The organism is Pseudomonas sp. CFBP 8771 (genome assembly GCF_014841695.1).
GTDB lineage: Bacteria > Pseudomonadota > Gammaproteobacteria > Pseudomonadales > Pseudomonadaceae > Aquipseudomonas > Aquipseudomonas baltica.
Map to the genome: position 1 here is coordinate 12,661 of NZ_JACYUJ010000006.1, position 14,814 is coordinate 27,474.

The 14,814-nt window shown below is 61.1% G+C and carries 13 protein-coding genes; 5 read left to right on the forward strand and 8 right to left on the reverse strand.

From position 1 onward, the window contains the following. The first annotated feature begins 42 nt into the window (after positions 1–42). The 3 genes from IFT80_RS14545 to IFT80_RS14555 all read left to right on the forward strand — a co-directional run bounded on the left by IFT80_RS14545 (position 43) and on the right by IFT80_RS14555 (position 3,437). Positions 43–786, forward strand: coding sequence for a TerC family protein (locus IFT80_RS14545; RefSeq protein ID WP_122480112.1), 744 nt, complete (start codon positions 43–45; stop codon positions 784–786). 119 nt (positions 787–905) lie between these two features. After that, entirely contained in the window at positions 906–2,339 is a 1,434-nt protein-coding gene (locus IFT80_RS14550) for a M16 family metallopeptidase (RefSeq protein ID WP_192137782.1), read from the forward strand. A 57-nt stretch (positions 2,340–2,396) separates the two neighbouring features. Next, positions 2,397–3,437, forward strand: coding sequence for a DUF5924 family protein (locus IFT80_RS14555; protein WP_185794576.1), 1,041 nt, complete (start codon positions 2,397–2,399; stop codon positions 3,435–3,437). On the opposite strand, the gene IFT80_RS14560 is transcribed toward IFT80_RS14555, so the two are convergent. The 6 genes from IFT80_RS14560 to IFT80_RS14585 form a co-directional block, all read right to left on the reverse strand. Next, positions 3,407–4,648 (reverse strand): nucleoside recognition domain-containing protein, encoded by a 1,242-nt coding sequence (locus IFT80_RS14560; RefSeq protein ID WP_122480109.1) that lies wholly within the window; start codon positions 4,646–4,648, stop codon positions 3,407–3,409. The genes IFT80_RS14555 and IFT80_RS14560 overlap by 31 nt on opposite strands. 215 nt (positions 4,649–4,863) lie before the next feature. Further along, a complete protein-coding gene (gltP, locus tag IFT80_RS14565) occupies positions 4,864–6,177 on the reverse strand; it encodes a glutamate/aspartate:proton symporter GltP (RefSeq protein ID WP_185794577.1) in 1,314 nt (437 codons plus the stop codon). 620 nt (positions 6,178–6,797) lie between these two features. Continuing rightward, positions 6,798–7,268, reverse strand: coding sequence for an inhibitor of vertebrate lysozyme family protein (locus IFT80_RS14570; RefSeq protein ID WP_192055232.1), 471 nt, complete (start codon positions 7,266–7,268; stop codon positions 6,798–6,800). Between the two features lie 2 nt (positions 7,269–7,270). Continuing rightward, entirely contained in the window at positions 7,271–7,435 is a 165-nt protein-coding gene (locus IFT80_RS14575; protein WP_043191899.1) for a DUF1328 domain-containing protein, read from the reverse strand. A 60-nt stretch (positions 7,436–7,495) separates the two neighbouring features. After that, positions 7,496–7,780 carry a hypothetical protein gene (locus tag IFT80_RS14580; protein WP_192102995.1) on the reverse strand — a complete coding sequence of 95 codons (285 nt, stop codon included), beginning with the start codon at positions 7,778–7,780 and terminating at the stop codon, positions 7,496–7,498. Between the two features lie 182 nt (positions 7,781–7,962). Next, positions 7,963–8,838 carry a BON domain-containing protein gene (locus tag IFT80_RS14585; RefSeq protein WP_192137783.1) on the reverse strand — a complete coding sequence of 292 codons (876 nt, stop codon included), beginning with the start codon at positions 8,836–8,838 and terminating at the stop codon, positions 7,963–7,965. Between the two features lie 210 nt (positions 8,839–9,048). Here IFT80_RS14585 and algB point away from each other — a divergent pair, with 210 nt between their 5' ends. Continuing rightward, on the forward strand, positions 9,049–10,395 hold the full coding sequence (gene algB, locus IFT80_RS14590; RefSeq protein WP_049860524.1) for a sigma-54-dependent response regulator transcription factor AlgB: 1,347 nt from the start codon (positions 9,049–9,051) through the stop codon (positions 10,393–10,395). Further along, the gene (locus IFT80_RS14595; protein ID WP_122480104.1) at positions 10,392–12,179 is read left to right on the forward strand and encodes a KinB sensor domain-containing domain; all 1,788 of its coding nucleotides are present in this window, start codon (positions 10,392–10,394) and stop codon (positions 12,177–12,179) included. The genes algB and IFT80_RS14595 overlap by 4 nt, the downstream gene beginning before the upstream one ends. A gap of 26 nt (positions 12,180–12,205) precedes the next feature. On the opposite strand, the gene IFT80_RS14600 is transcribed toward IFT80_RS14595, so the two are convergent. Both IFT80_RS14600 and IFT80_RS14605 read right to left on the reverse strand, forming a co-directional pair. Next, entirely contained in the window at positions 12,206–13,825 is a 1,620-nt protein-coding gene (locus IFT80_RS14600) for an EAL domain-containing protein (RefSeq protein ID WP_122480103.1), read from the reverse strand. Between the two features lie 88 nt (positions 13,826–13,913). Beyond that, a complete protein-coding gene (locus IFT80_RS14605) occupies positions 13,914–14,687 on the reverse strand; it encodes an N-acetylmuramoyl-L-alanine amidase (RefSeq protein WP_192137784.1) in 774 nt (257 codons plus the stop codon). Positions 14,688–14,814 lie beyond the last annotated feature (127 nt).

Genomic DNA, 14,814 nt, shown 5'->3' on the forward strand with positions numbered 1-14,814 from the left:
CCGGCCTTGCGCCGCCCTGACATTCAACACGAAGGACTTCACATGGAATGGTTCACCAACCCGGAAATCTGGGTTGCTTTCTTGACCCTGACGGCACTTGAAATCGTGCTGGGCATCGACAACATCATCATGATCTCGATCCTGGTGAGCCGCATGCCCAAGCACATGCAGGCACGCACACGGATTTTCGGCCTGGCGCTGGCCATGGTCACGCGCATTCTGCTGCTGCTTTCGATCACCTGGGTCATGCGCCTGACCGCCGACCTGTTCGTAGTGTTCGGCCAGGGTATCTCCGGACGTGACCTGATTCTGTTCTTCGGTGGTCTGTTCCTGTTGTGGAAAAGCTCGCAAGAGATCTACCACGGCATGGAAGGCGAAGAAGAGGGCGGTGACGAGGTTGCAGGCAAGGGTGGCAACTTCATCTACACCATTATCCAGATCGCCATCATCGACATCGTGTTCTCGCTGGACTCGGTCATCACCGCGGTGGGCATGGTGTCCCATGTACCGGTCATGGTCGCTGCCATCGTCGTTGCGGTATTGGTGATGATGGTCGCTTCGGGCACCATCAGTCGCTTCATCGACCAGCATCCATCGCTGAAGATGCTGGCGTTGTCGTTCCTGTTGGTGGTCGGTACCGTACTGATCGCCGAAGCGTTCGACGTGCATGTACCCAAGGGCTACGTCTATTTCGCCATGGCGTTCTCGTTGGCTGTGGAAGCCGTGAACATCAAGATGCGTACTGCCATGGCCCGCAAGCGTCGCGAGTCCCAGGAAGAGTCCTGAGCCTGGAAAGCCGCGCGTTGCACTGGCAGCGTGCGGTAGTGGCCAGCAATGTGCTATGAACGACTGACCGGCCAGGGGGTCTGTTCCATTGACTTGGTCGATTTCAATGGAAGGGATTCATGCACGAGCGGGTGAAAAGCGCTCCCGGCACACAGCATCGTCTGCTGTGCCTGTGGCTCCTGGCGGCGACGCTGTTGTGCGCCGGCCGTGAAGCCGTGGCGCTGGACCGCTTCCAGGTCGAAGGGTATCTGTTGCCCAACGGCCTGCAACTGCTGCTCAAACCTGGCGACGAGCGTGCCCACGTGTCGATTCGCCTGGTGGTTGGCGTTGGTTTCGACGACTTCTCCTGCACTGATCAAGAACTGCCCCACCTGCTCGAGCATCTTCTGTTCAGCGGTATCGACGAGCACGGCGAAGGCGGTCTCGAAGAACGCATGCAGGCGCTGGGCGGCGAATGGAATGCGTTCACCAGCAGTGCCGACACCACCTTCGTCATCGAAGCGCCAGCGCACAACCAGCGCAAGGTACTAGACCTGCTGCTGGCTGCCGTCACTCGGACCACCATCGACGAAAAAGCCCTGGCCAGCGCCAAGCGTATCATCGAGCACGAAGACGGCGGCCATCATTCCCACCTGCAGCGCTTGCTCGACAAGCCCGCTCGGGACAGCGATGCCAGCAGTCAGTTGGCTATCGAGTTGGGCCTCAAGTGTCCGCAACCTGCCGAAGTCGCCGACCTGACGCTGGCGCAGGTGCGTGATGTCCGGCAAAACTGGTACGCACCGAACAACATGAGCCTGATCGTGGTAGGAGGCTTGGATAAGCTGCTGCCGGCCTATCTGGAGCGTACCTGGGGTGCGCTGGATGCGGTGGAACCCAGCGACCATCAAGACCTGCGTTCGGTCACCCATGCGGCCGAGCCGCAGGCTGAACTGACCCGCGGTTGGCTGGGCGAGGACACCAAGCTTCATCTGTACTTCGTCGAACCGGTGCTTGAAACCGCGCATCCCGCTACCCTGGACCTGCTGCAGATGTATCTGGAATGGGAGCTTTACCGCGAACTGCGGCTTGCCCACGGCCTGTCGTACGGGCCCTGGGTGGCCCGCGAGTCGTACGGCGACAGCGGCCTGCTGAGCCTGAACGCCGATGTGGATCGAGCCGATATCGGTCAGACCGGCCTGGTCATGGGGCAGATGATCGCGCGTCTGCGCGACAACGGTGTGGACGCGGAGACCTTCAAGCGCCTGAAGAATCTTGCGATCGCCCGGCAAGCCTGGGCGGCGCAAGGCAACGTGGCGCTGGCCGACTACTATTGGGGAGCACTGGCCGACTATACCGACGGCCGCTTCGCCAGCCCGGCGCGGCAGTTGGCTCAGGTCACCGTCGAGGACGCCAACACTGCCTTGCGTCAGATGGTAGGGACGCAGGGGTATATCCGTGTCGAAAAACCCCTGCTCGGCTATGACGAGCTCTATCGGATCGCCTGGGCGGTGTTGATCGGCATGGCAGCATTGCTGGTGGGGCTCATCGTCTGGCGGCGCGCGAAACGACGTTGATCGCTGCCGAGGCGGTATCCTGAATACCGTTTCATTGCCTATTTTCTATGGAAGACCATGCCGTACTTCGTTCAGCGCCTCATCGACCTTATCAAACGCTACCCGGGTGTGATCGCACTGGGCGGTTTCCTGTCCGGCATCGGCAGCTTCGTGCTGGTCGATCGCCAGGCAGGCCTGGCCAGCTGGATCGCGGTGGTGATGCTGCTGACCTGGATCTGGTTGATGCTGGAGAACACCTTCACCCAGTTGTTCACCCGCTTGTTCAAGCGTGAGATACCCACGCCGGTGCTGCGCTACGCGACCCAGATGATTCACCAGGAAAGCCTGTTCTTCGTTCTGCCTTTCTTCTATATCACCACCACCTGGAACAGCGGCCAGCTGGTGTTTACCGGCCTGCTGACGCTGGCCGGGCTGGTGTCGATCATCGACCCGCTGTACTACAAGTGGGTCGCGCCCCGGCGCTGGCTGTTCATGGCGCTGCACACATTCACACTGTTCGCGGCGTTGCTCACGGCGCTGCCGATCATCCTGCACCTGACCACCGATGAAAGTTTCAAGCTGGCGCTGGCCACCGCCATGCTGCTGGCCTTTCCAAGCCTGGCGGTCAGTTTCCCGATCAACCATTGGCGTCGCGGCGTGGCGCTGGTTCTGGCGACCTTGATGATCGGCGGTGCTGGATGGCTGCTGCGCTCCTGGGTGCCGCCGGCCACGCTATGGCTGACCGAGGTGGCGGTGACCACCGAGCTGGACAACCGCAGCCGCACCCATGGCGACAGCCTGGATACGGTCAGCGCGGCGCAGTTGCGCAGCAGCGGGCTGTACGCCTACACCGCCATCAATGCTCCTCGAGGCTTGGACGAGCGTATCTATCATGTGTGGCAGCAGAACGGCACCGAGGTCGATCGCATCGCCCTGGACATCCACGGCGGGCGCAAGGAGGGCTATCGCGCCTGGAGCCACAAGCAGAATTTCCCCGGCAACGTCGCGGGGAAATGGCAGGTGCGGGTGTTGACCGAGGATGGTCAGATCGTCGGCGTGCTGCGCTTCACGGTGACCGACGACGCGGTTCAGGCCGCCGTGGCACCGAAGAACCAGTAGCAGACCACGATGGCGGCGATGACTCCGGCCAGGTCCGCCAGCAGTGCACAGCCGACCGCGTGACGTGCACGCTGGATGCCCACGGCGCCGAAGTACACGGCCAGCACATAGAACGTGGTCTCGGTGCTGCCCTGAATGGTCGCCGCAACCAGGGCCGGAAAGCTGTCCACGCCATGGGACTGCATGGTCTCGATCAGCATCGCGCGCGCGGCACTGCCGGAAAACGGCTTGACCAGCGCGGTCGGCAGGGCGTCGACGAACCGGGTGTCCATGCCCAGCCATTCGACCAGGTGACGAATGCCGTCCAGGCCCAGCTCCAGGGCGCCCGAAGCGCGCAGCACACCTACCGCGCAGAGCATGGCGACCAGATACGGCAGCAGGCTCTTGGCAACGTCGAAACCTTCCTTGGCGCCTTCCACGAAGGCCTCGTAGACCTGAACCTTGCGCAGCGCGCCGATGACCAGAAACAGGATGATCAGGCCAAACAGCGTGAGGTTGCCCAGGATCGAGGACAGCCCCGCCAGGGCTGTAGCCGAGAGGGTGCCCAGGAACGCCATGAACACGCCAAGCAGCAGCGCACCGGGAATCAGATAAGCCAGCACCACTGGATCCCACAGCCGCAGACGTTGCATCACGGCCACTGCCAGCAGCCCGGCGAGGGTACTGGCCGAGGTGGCCAGGAGAATCGGCAGGAACACCAGGGTCGGGTCGAGGGCGCCTTGCTGGGCGCGGTACATGAAGATCGATACCGGCAGCAGGGTCAGCGACGAGGCGTTGAGTACCAGAAACAGGATCTGCGCGTTGCTGGCGGTGGTCGCACTGGGGTTGAGTTCCTGTAGCGAGCGCATGGCCTTGAGGCCGATCGGGGTTGCGGCGTTGTCCAGGCCCAGGCCGTTGGCGGCGAAGTTCATGGTAATCAGCCCCAGTGCCGGATGGCCGCGTGGCACCTCGGGCATCAGTCGGCTGAACAACGGCCCCAGGACCTTGGCCAGCCAATCGACGATACCGGCCTTCTCGGCAATCTTCAGGAAGCCCAGCCACAAGGTGAGGGTGCCGAACAGCAGGACCATTACTTCTACCGACAGCTTGGCCATGGCGAACAGGCTTTCGACCATCGCGGCGAAGATGCCGGCATTGCCGCCGATGAGCCATTGGCCGAAGGCCGAAATCGCGGCGATCAGAAAGAAGCTGAGCCACAGGCCGTTCAGCATGGGTATTCCCTCGTTCGAAGATGCGCGGATGATAGCCCAAAGCGAGGTTGGATTCTGCCCCGCAGGGCAGCGTGGTGTGTCCGGGTTTTCGCGTGAGGCCGGACGTGGCTTGCACCGCTGCTACAGGGTACGAGCCGCGTCGCCGGGTAGGCTGCGGATGCAGGTATCATCGCGGCGCACCGTTCGCGGGCAGAGCCCGCTCCCACAGAGCCGCGTCAGGGGGCGACGCGGTCCTTGTTGCGCCAGTGCGGCAGGGAGTTCCAGTAGCGCTCGCCCTTGGCATCGTCGTACATGCCTTCCCAACGCGAGATCACCAGCACGGCCAAGGCATTGCCGATGACGTTGAGCGCGGTACGGGCCATGTCCATGATGCGGTCGACGCCGGCAATGAAGGCCAGGCCTTCAAGCGGAATGCCGACGCTGCCCAGGGTCGCCAGCAAGACCACGAACGACACGCCCGGCACGCCTGCAATGCCTTTGGAAGTGACCATCAAGGTCAGTACCAGCATCAGTTGTTGCCCGATCGACAGGTCGATGCCATACAGCTGGGCAATGAACAGCGCCGCGATGCTTTGATACAGGGTAGAGCCGTCGAGGTTGAACGAGTAGCCGGTGGGCACCACGAAGCTGCTGATGGCCTTCGGTGCGCCATACGCTTCCATCTTCTCGATCACGCGCGGCAGGACGGTTTCCGAACTGGCCGTGGAATACGCCAGTACCAGCTCGTCCTTGAAGATGCGGAACAGCTTGAAGACCGAGAAGCCGAACAGGCGCGCGATGACACCGAGCACGACGATGGCGAAGAACAGGATCGCCGCATACACCAGCACCACCAGTTTGGCCAAGGGCAGCAGTGAAGCGAAGCCGAAGTTGGCCACCGTGACGGCAATCAGCGCGAAAACCCCGATTGGGGCGTAGTTCATGATCATGTGAGTGACCTTGAACATGCTTTCCGATACGCCCTGAAAGACTTTGACCAGAGGCTCGCGGGTTTCACCTGGCAGACTCGACAGGCCCAGGCCGAACAGTACCGAGAAGAAGATGATCGGCAGCATGTCGCCGCGAACGATCGACGCAAAGATGTTGGACGGAATCAGGTTGAGCAGGGTGGCAACGAACGCATGGTCATGCTGCACCTCAGCCGTGGTTTTCTGATACTGCGAGATATCCACGGTGCCCAAGGTACTCATGTCGATACCCAGTCCAGGCTGGAACAAGTTGGCAAGGCCCAGGCCAACCAGAATGGCAATGGTGGTCACCACTTCGAAATAGAGGATGGTCTTTACGCCAATGCGGCCGAGCTTTTTCGCATCGCCCACGCCGGCAATGCCGACGATCAGAGAAGAGATCACGATGGGGATCACGATCATCTTGATCAGGCGGATGAAGATGTCGCCTGCGGGCTGCAGGATATTGCCGATCCACCAGGCCTTCTCGGCACTGAAGTGGTTGAGCACTGCACCCAGTGCGATGCCCAGTACCAAGCCGATGAGTATTTGCCAGGCGAGGCTCAGTTTTGCCTTCTTCATGTCGTTACCCTTTTTCCAAGTCAACTCGTGATGCCTGTTCGCAAGCCGAACGGCCATCCGTAGAGGTTTCTTCACGCCATGGCGAAACGCTTTGGCGAACGAAAAAAGGCGCAACTATTCCGATGCACTGCGGCAGCGTCTAATGCCGGATGCGACTACCCTATGCAAGATCGGCATAACGCAATTGAATGATTTTCTGCTTTTGATATGTGAGTTCGGATAGACGACTGGTCATGCCGAAGCAATTGGCAGGTTTGCCGAAAGGGGGGTGCAGAAAAACCAACGACGTTCGCGAAACCGAACGCTGGGAATTTTCTGCTGGAAAAAGATGAAACAAGATGGAAGGCAGCTCGACGCTGCGAAGATAGGCTCTGCGCAAGCCGGGCACGTAATGATCGTACACCGCTTGCGCAGCAGCTGTTGCCTGACCCGGCCCGGTTCGGAGGTCCTCCCTGTACCCCTAGGTCACTCCGAACCGACTGCATTCAGAACAACCCGACCCCATGGTCATGACCGCCACCTTCTGAGTGCCAGCCATTCGGACCAGGATGACCCAGCCCAATCTGTAGATTTTTGATGCACTGCCGTGATGGCGCAAACCATCACGGCATCACAGGAAGTCAGTACCAGTCAGGGTCTTTCTTCAACTGTTCCATGAGCATCTGCTGCATGCCCTCGTCGGGCTTGCCGAGAAAGCGATAGGTCGCGTGACGCGTCGGCGACTTATCGGCAGGCAAGCCGGCAGGTACCTGGACATACAATGCGTAGGCATCTTCCTTGTCCATGCTGAAGGCTACGAGCAGTCGCCCGCTTTTGCAGCTCTCAGCGGTTTCACACAGCGGCCCCACCAGATAATTGTCGCCGTCCTCAGGGACTGCAGACATCTGTTGGGGCGAAACGCCTGACAGATTGATGATCCAGTCCGGAACACGTTCCTCGGACTTGATCACCGACTGCCAGGTATCGCGGTACTCGGTGCTCGAACCCAGTAGCTCGCTGACGCGAGCCTGACCGTCATTGGCGGCCATTGCCATGCTGCTGCCGACCAGCGACAGCGCCATGGCTATACCCTTGAGGGTCATGCTGGTCATGGTCAGCCTCGACCGCGACGACCAAAGATGAACGAGACGACGAACAGCACCAGGAATACTACGAACAGGATCTTGGCGATGCCTGCTGCGGTGCCGGCGATACCACCGAAGCCCAGGACGGCGGCGATGATGGCGATGATCAGGAATGTGACTGCCCAACTCAGCATGGTGTATCTCCTTTACGATTTGTCGTGTTTTATCGGTTGATCAGATGCGTTACCAGTACCTCAGAACACCCAACTGCGAATGTGTTCAACCGGTTCGTTCGCTTGTACGCGTTCAATGTTTCCAGATTGCTGACGCCCGACCCAATGCGCACTGGCTGGATTGAGGTGCGCGGTGTCGACCAGACGCTCCTGAGGTGGCAGAAGAAGATCCTGCTGCTGGGCAGATGCCCAGCCTGCATACAGCTGCACCGCCAGCAGGGTCACCAGCGTCGCCAGAACCAGAAACAATGCTTGGCGCATCGATTGGGACAGGGCGGACGCTTGAGCTGCTTGAGGACGGTTCATCCGGAAACTCCTTGCACTGGGATAACGACTGAATACGTGTTCTTGAAACAAGTATTGCAGCCTGCATGCCAACCTTTTATCTCCGATTAAACTCTTTAAAATCAGTAGGTTGCATTAATAGACGTTCAATACTCAATAGCAACCTGCACGATAACGCGCCTGGGCTCGGGCGATTTGCACGATCACAGTATTGGCTTGGACACTTTCAACAGATCGGCATCCACGCCACGGACACCGCGGATGTTGCGTGCCACCTCGACCGCCAGGGTTTTCTGCTCGGAACTGGCGACGTCACCTTTGAGCGCTACCATGCCCGTGCGCGTCTCGACATCGATGCTCAGCCCGTCCAGATCGCGATTGAGCAACAGGCTCGCCTTGATCTTGCTGGTCACCCAAGTATCGCTCAAGGCTTCTTCGGTCTTCTTGCCCTTGGTCTCGGCCCGCGTTGTCGCCGTATCCGCTGCACCCAGGCTGATCAGGTTGTTCACCTGATAGACGCCATCGGTATTGGTCGCCAGGCTGCCAGCCAGTTGCTTGGCGTCGGCAGTCTGCGCCTGGCCCTTGAGCGTCACGACACCGTCGCTGGTGGTGACGACGATATCCAGTGCCTGGGTACTGGTGTTCCACAGCAACTTGGACTTGACGATTGCCGTGAGCGTGGCGTCTTCCAGATGCTGGGCGAATTGCTGACGCTGATTGACGTGCTCAACCAGTTCCGGATCGAGGGTCAGGCGGTTATCGACCTTGTCGATGCCCTGGGTATTGAGGGCTACCTGCTCGGCAAGCTCGCGGTCGACCTGGTCTTCCACAGCGCCGGTCAACGTAGCGGTGCCCTCACGGACCTGCACGCCGAACTCGAAGCCGTTGAGCTGTCGATTCAAAGCCAGCGCTGTCCAGATGGAGCCCTCCTGGCGTGCTGCCTGCAGCCTGCTCTCGAGGCTGGATGATTCACCTTCGTGTTTCTCGAGATTGGCAGGGGTGGCCGCCGAGACCAATGTCGACAGGCCTACCAGACCTGCGATGACGCTTGCCAACGTGAGTCGCTTGATACCGCGCATTCGTACTCTCCTCCCATTGAAGACGATCGGTTGATATCGCAAGGCATATGCCAAACTTTTTACTTACTGAAAGCTCAGATATTTCATACAGTTAGAAATGTAATCAGCTAATAGCTACCATGCAGCCTGCCGAATCAATCAGAATCGACCATGCAACCTGCCCGATTTGTCCGGGACTAACCAAGAATTTTCTCTGAGGAGCGTAGGAACATGGAATCTGGCACGGAGCATAAAGGCCGCATTCTGCTGGTGGACGATGAGTCCGCCATCCTGCGTACCTTCCGCTATTGCCTGGAAGACGAAGGCTACAGCGTGGCGACGGCCAACAGCGCGAATCAGGCAGACACCTTGATGCAACGGCAGGTGTTCGACCTGTGCTTCCTCGACCTGCGTCTGGGCGAGGACAACGGCCTGGATGTACTGGCACAGATGCGTGTGCAGGCACCATGGATGCGTGTGGTGATCGTCACCGCGCACTCGGCGGTGGATACCGCCGTCGATGCGATTCAGGCCGGCGCCGCCGACTATCTGGTCAAGCCCTGCAGCCCCGATCAGTTGCGCCTGGCGACCGCCAAGCAATTGGAAGTACGTCAATTGTCGGCTCGGCTCGAAGCGCTCGAAGGCGAGGTGCGCAAGCCCAAGGACGGCCTTGATTCACACAGCCCTGCCATGATGGTCGTGCTGGAAACCGCGCGCCAGGTGGCGGTGACCGATGCCAACATCCTCATTCTTGGCGAATCGGGTACCGGCAAGGGCGAGCTGGCACGCGCCATTCATGGCTGGAGCAAGCGCGCCAAGAAAAGCTGCGTAACCATCAACTGCCCGTCGCTGACTGCCGAGTTGATGGAAAGCGAACTCTTCGGCCACAGTCGCGGTGCTTTCACCGGTGCCAGTGAAAGCACTTTGGGTCGCGTCAACCAGGCCGATGGCGGGACTCTGTTTCTCGACGAGATCGGCGATTTTCCCTTGACCTTGCAGCCCAAGTTGCTGCGTTTCATTCAGGACAAGGAATACGAGCGGGTAGGTGACCCCGTGACGCGGCGCGCCGATGTGCGCATCCTGGCGGCGACCAACCTCAACCTCGAGGACATGGTTCGCGAGGGCCGTTTTCGCGAGGATCTGCTGTACCGCCTGAACGTGATCACCCTGCACCTGCCGCCGCTGCGCGAGCGCAGCGAGGATATCCTGACCTTGGCCGATCGTTTCCTGGCGCGCTTCGTCAAGGAGTACGCGCGGCCGGCAAGAGGCTTCAGCGAGGAGGCGCGGGCGGCGCTGCTCAACTATCGCTGGCCGGGAAATATCCGCGAGCTGCGCAACGTGATCGAACGGGCGAGCATCATCTGCCCTCAGGAGCGCGTCGAGGTCAGCCATCTGGGCATGGCCGAGCAGCCCGCCAACAATGCACCGCGCATCGGCGCGGCGCTGAGCCTGGACGAACTGGAAAAGGCCCACATCGGTGCCGTCCTGGCCACCAGTGATACCTTGGATCAGGCCGCCAAAACCCTGGGTATCGATGCCTCGACGCTTTATCGCAAACGCAAACAGTACAACCTATGAAACTGGCCATGAAGCTGCACACCCGGCTGTTTCTCAGCATCTCGGCGCTGATTACAGTCGCGTTGCTGGGGCTGGTGTTGGGTCTGGTCAGCGTGATGCAGATGGCTGCTTCGCAGGAAAGCATGCTGCGCAGCCACTTCACCACGCTGGACCTGGGGCTCAAGATGCGCCAGAGCCTGGGCGATCAATTGGTCATGATGCTGGAGCCCGATCCGGACGTCGCGGGCATCGGCCAGTCACAGGAGCAATTCAAAGCGCTGCTCGATGAAGGCATCGCCCATGAGCAAAGCCACAATGCTCACTACGGATTTCTCCAGTCCGCCGAAAACTTCCAGGCCTTTGTCGAGCAATACCGGGCCACGGCCACGCAACACCTGCCGTTGAGCCATAACCCGCCGCTGAGCCAGGCATTCAATACCCTGCGCACGAGCCTGATCGATTCGTACAAGAACACCCTGCAAAGTATCGCCGCGCTGGAGCACGAGTCCCACCAACGGGCGATGTGGGTATCGGGTTTGCTCGGCCTGGTGGGCCTGGCGGTGCTGATCGTCGGCTTTTTTACCGCACACGGTATCGCGCGCCGTTTCGGCGGGCCCATCGAGGCCTTGGCCAAGGCGGCGGACGACATCAGCCAAGGCAATTTCGATGTGCAGCTGCCGGTTTCACCCGCAGCAGAATTGAATCGGCTGGCCAGCCGCTTCGCCACCATGGCCCACGCGCTGCGTCAGCATCAGGCCACCAATGTCGATGAGCTTCGCGCTGGGCAACAGCGCCTGCAAGCGGTGCTGGACAGCATCGACGACGGCCTGCTGATGATTGATCGACAAGGCCAGCTGGAGCATTTGAACCCGGTTGCGCAGCGTCAGCTGGGCTGGGAAGACCACCGCCTGGGCCTGGGGCTGGGCGAAGCGCTTGGCAGGCCCGATCTGGACGAACAACTGAATTTGATCCTGCGCGGTGGCAGCCTGGAGCGTGCGCTGGACGACCTGAGCTTCGAAGTCGATGGTGAAGCGCGTCTGCTTTCGTACAGCCTGACGCCGGTGACCCATACCCAAGGCAATATCCTCGGCGCGGTCATGGTGCTGCACGATGTAACCGAGCAGCGCGCATTCGCACGCGTACGCAGCGAATTCGTCCTGCGCGCCTCCCACGAGCTGCGCACGCCGGTAACGGGCATGCACATGGCCTTTGGGCTGCTGCAGGAGCGCGTGCATTTCCCAGAGCAGAGTCGCGAGGCCGATCTGCTCATGACGGTCAACGAAGAAATGCAGCGTTTGATGCAACTGATCAACGACCTGCTCAACTTTTCGCGTTACCAGAACGGCCTGCAGAAGCTGGTGCTGGCGCCGTGTGCGCTGGATGACCTGTTGCAGCGCGCCTACGAGCGCTTCGCCAGCCGCGCCCATGAGCTGGGTATCCAGCTGACCATCGAGTTGGCCGAAGGGCTGCCACGCCTGCACGTGGACGCAGGGCAACTGGATCGGGTGCTGGACAACTTGCTGGAAAACGCCCTGCGGCACACAGCGGAAAATGGCCATATCCGCTTGCAGGCACGCCGCCATGCCGAGCGCGTGATCATCAGCGTCGAGGACAACGGCGAAGGCATCGCCTACGGCCAGCAGGGGCGTATTTTCGAGCCTTTCGTACAGGTCGGGCGCAAGAAGGGCGGTGCCGGACTGGGCCTGGCGCTGTGCAAGGAGATCGTGCAGTTGCACGGTGGCCGCATGGGGGTCTACTCAAGACCCGGCCAGGGCACCCAGTTCTATATGACCCTGTCGATCTAGCGCGATGGCCTGGGTGCCTTGCGCCCTCAGGCCTCGTCGCCGGCGCGCCGACCAGCGCGGCGCCGGCCCTTGGTGATCAGTTCCTTGAACTGTCGCGCATTCAGTGCCTGCGCGAACAACCAACCCTGACCGTAGTCGACGCCCTCGCTTTCGAGCAGCAGCGCTTGCGCCTCGTGCTCGATGCCTTCGGCGATCACCCGCAGATCCAGAGCATGAGCCATGCGAATGATATGGGGCGCCACGCCACTGCTTTCGACGTCATCGCCCAGGGCATCGATGAACGCCTTGTCGATCTTGAGGCAGTCCACAGGCAGGCTTTGCAGGTATGCCAGGCTGCAGTAACCGGTGCCGAAATCATCGATCAATACCGTATGGCCCACGTCGCGAAGGGCCTGAAGGTTTTCCCGCGCCACGTCGACGTCGATCAGGGAACGTTCGGTCACCTCGAAGGCGATCTGCTCGGGCGCCACGCGGTAGATGGAGAGCAGCCGGGCCACCACCTCGCCGATGCGCGGCACGGTGACATCGCACGCCGCCAGATTCACTGAAATGTACAAATGCGGGTTGGCTCGCAAGAGGTGGCTGAGCTGCTCGAGCGACTGCTGCAGGACGAAGTCGGTGATCTGGCGGATCTGGCCGCTGTGTTCCGCCAGCGGAATGAACAGCTCCGGGCTGGTGAGCGTACCGTCGGGGCGACGCCAGCGCACCAAGGCCTCGGCACCGACGCAGCGACGATTGCTCAGGTCGAAGATCGGCTGGTAGAGCACCTGCAGTTCGCCCCGACGCAACGCACCGTGCAGCTCGCCGCCCATCGAGCGGCGCTGGGTGATCAGTTGCAGAACCAGCCAGCCGATGCACAGGGCCACCACCAGGCTGACAGGAAACAGCAGCCACAGCGGGGTATCGAATATGGGCAGTTCCTTGCTGCGCGGAGCGATCAGCACCAACTGGAAGTCCGGGGACTTGGTCGACATGCGGTAGATCAACCGGTCCGACGTGACCTGCAAGGCATCGACCGCATCGGCACGCCAACCCGATACCGGCGGCCATGGCTGCTCTGAACCCAGCACCGGGATCGCCCGGCGTCCCTGGTCGAGCACCACCAACAGGCTGCCACCGGCGGGCAGGTCGACCACGTCGCTCAGATGCCCCCGCGAGGTCGAAACCCGGAACGGCCCGCGACCAAGCATCAGCGCGGCCCAGTTGTCATTGCGCTGAGTGGTGGTGTTGAGCCAGTAACTGTAGGTAGAACCCTGGATGTCCGGCGGTCGACCCAGGCTGGCGACGTCCTTGCCGCGGCGGTTGGAGCAGCGCTGGGCGCCGTCGATGAACGCGGCTTCGAAGACGAAGCGGTTGTCGAAGCCGATCTTTTCCAGGGCATCCATCATCTGCGGGCCGCAATGGCGCACAGGTTGAGCCTGCAACGCATCGACCCCCTCGCGCAGCTGACCGAACACCTGCTCCAGGCGGATCAGGAAGCGTTCGCCGCTGGCATTCATCTGCTGCCGTTCGTTGAGCTGAACCTGGTGCATGATCAGCGCGAAACTGGCCGCGAACAGCAGCAGCGCGCTGGCCAGGGCGGCAAGCGTTGCCAGCGCCCAGGGGCGGTACAGAAGACTGCGGAGCTGCGGGAAAACGGCGGCCATCGAGGATCATCCAGTCGGGGGCATCAATGTATAGCAACCAGATGGCGATTGGCCCGCGCTTTCGAGCATATCGACGTGAAATCGGTTGTTACCTGCTGATGAGCGCCTGCAGGATCGCGGCGCTTTGTGCATCAGGCTCGCCGTCGAAGCGTTGCGGACGAAAGTGCATCTGGAAGGCTGCAATCACGTGTCGCGTGGCGACGTCCAGCTCGCCGCTCTGGACCACCTCGTAACCCACTCGGGCCAACTGCTGCTGATACCAGGCGATACTCGGCGGGCTGGCCTGGAAGCGCGCCTGGTAGCGTGCCACGGCCTTCGCATCGGGCCACATGCCCAGGCCGTGTTCGGCCAGGCGTTGCCAGGGAAACATCGGCCCCGGATCGGTCTTGCGCAGCGGCGCGATGTCGCTGTGGCCGATGATGTTGCGCGGGGCGATGCCGTTGCGCTGGACGATATCCTTGAGCAGGGCGATCACGGCCTGGATCTGCGCTTCGCTGTAGGGGTACCAGACCCGGCCGGTCGGGGTGTCCTTGTAGCCGGGGTTGACGATTTCGATGCCGATGGAGCTGGAGTTGAGCCAGGTGCGGCCGTCCCATTGGCTTTCGCCGGCATGCCAGGCACGGCGGCTCTCGTCCACCAACTGGTAGACGGTGGCCGGCTGGTCGCCGATCAGGTAGTGGCTGCTGACTTCACCATGAGTGAGCAATTGCAGCGAACGCGGCAGATCGGCCGAGGTGTAGTGCAGCACCACGAACTGCACGCGGTTGTCATGGTTCGCGGACGGGTGACTGCGATCGATGCTCAAGCCGTTGGAGCAACCGGCCAGTACCAGCAGGGAGAGGGCGACAAGGAGCAACTTCATAGGGAGATCACATGCAGGTTCGGGAACAGGGCATCAGCATAGCGTAGCCGGTTGTCTGGATTCAGCGGGCATGCGTTACGTCGCGTTGCCGAATGTTGCGCGCGCGTCCGTGGCGGGATGGCGCGGG

Coding starts and splice junctions, on each gene's coding strand:
- IFT80_RS14545 (WP_122480112.1), top strand. CDS start 43: ATGGAATGGTTCACCAACCCGGAAATCTGGGTTGCTTTCTTGACCCTG.
- IFT80_RS14550 (WP_192137782.1), top strand. CDS start 906: ATGCACGAGCGGGTGAAAAGCGCTCCCGGCACACAGCATCGTCTGCTG.
- IFT80_RS14555 (WP_185794576.1), top strand. CDS start 2,397: ATGCCGTACTTCGTTCAGCGCCTCATCGACCTTATCAAACGCTACCCG.
- IFT80_RS14560 (WP_122480109.1), bottom strand. CDS start 4,648: ATGCTGAACGGCCTGTGGCTCAGCTTCTTTCTGATCGCCGCGATTTCG.
- gltP (WP_185794577.1), bottom strand. CDS start 6,177: ATGAAGAAGGCAAAACTGAGCCTCGCCTGGCAAATACTCATCGGCTTG.
- IFT80_RS14570 (WP_192055232.1), bottom strand. CDS start 7,268: ATGACCAGCATGACCCTCAAGGGTATAGCCATGGCGCTGTCGCTGGTC.
- IFT80_RS14575 (WP_043191899.1), bottom strand. CDS start 7,435: ATGCTGAGTTGGGCAGTCACATTCCTGATCATCGCCATCATCGCCGCC.
- IFT80_RS14580 (WP_192102995.1), bottom strand. CDS start 7,780: ATGAACCGTCCTCAAGCAGCTCAAGCGTCCGCCCTGTCCCAATCGATG.
- IFT80_RS14585 (WP_192137783.1), bottom strand. CDS start 8,838: ATGCGCGGTATCAAGCGACTCACGTTGGCAAGCGTCATCGCAGGTCTG.
- algB (WP_049860524.1), top strand. CDS start 9,049: ATGGAATCTGGCACGGAGCATAAAGGCCGCATTCTGCTGGTGGACGAT.
- IFT80_RS14595 (WP_122480104.1), top strand. CDS start 10,392: ATGAAACTGGCCATGAAGCTGCACACCCGGCTGTTTCTCAGCATCTCG.
- IFT80_RS14600 (WP_122480103.1), bottom strand. CDS start 13,825: ATGGCCGCCGTTTTCCCGCAGCTCCGCAGTCTTCTGTACCGCCCCTGG.
- IFT80_RS14605 (WP_192137784.1), bottom strand. CDS start 14,687: ATGAAGTTGCTCCTTGTCGCCCTCTCCCTGCTGGTACTGGCCGGTTGC.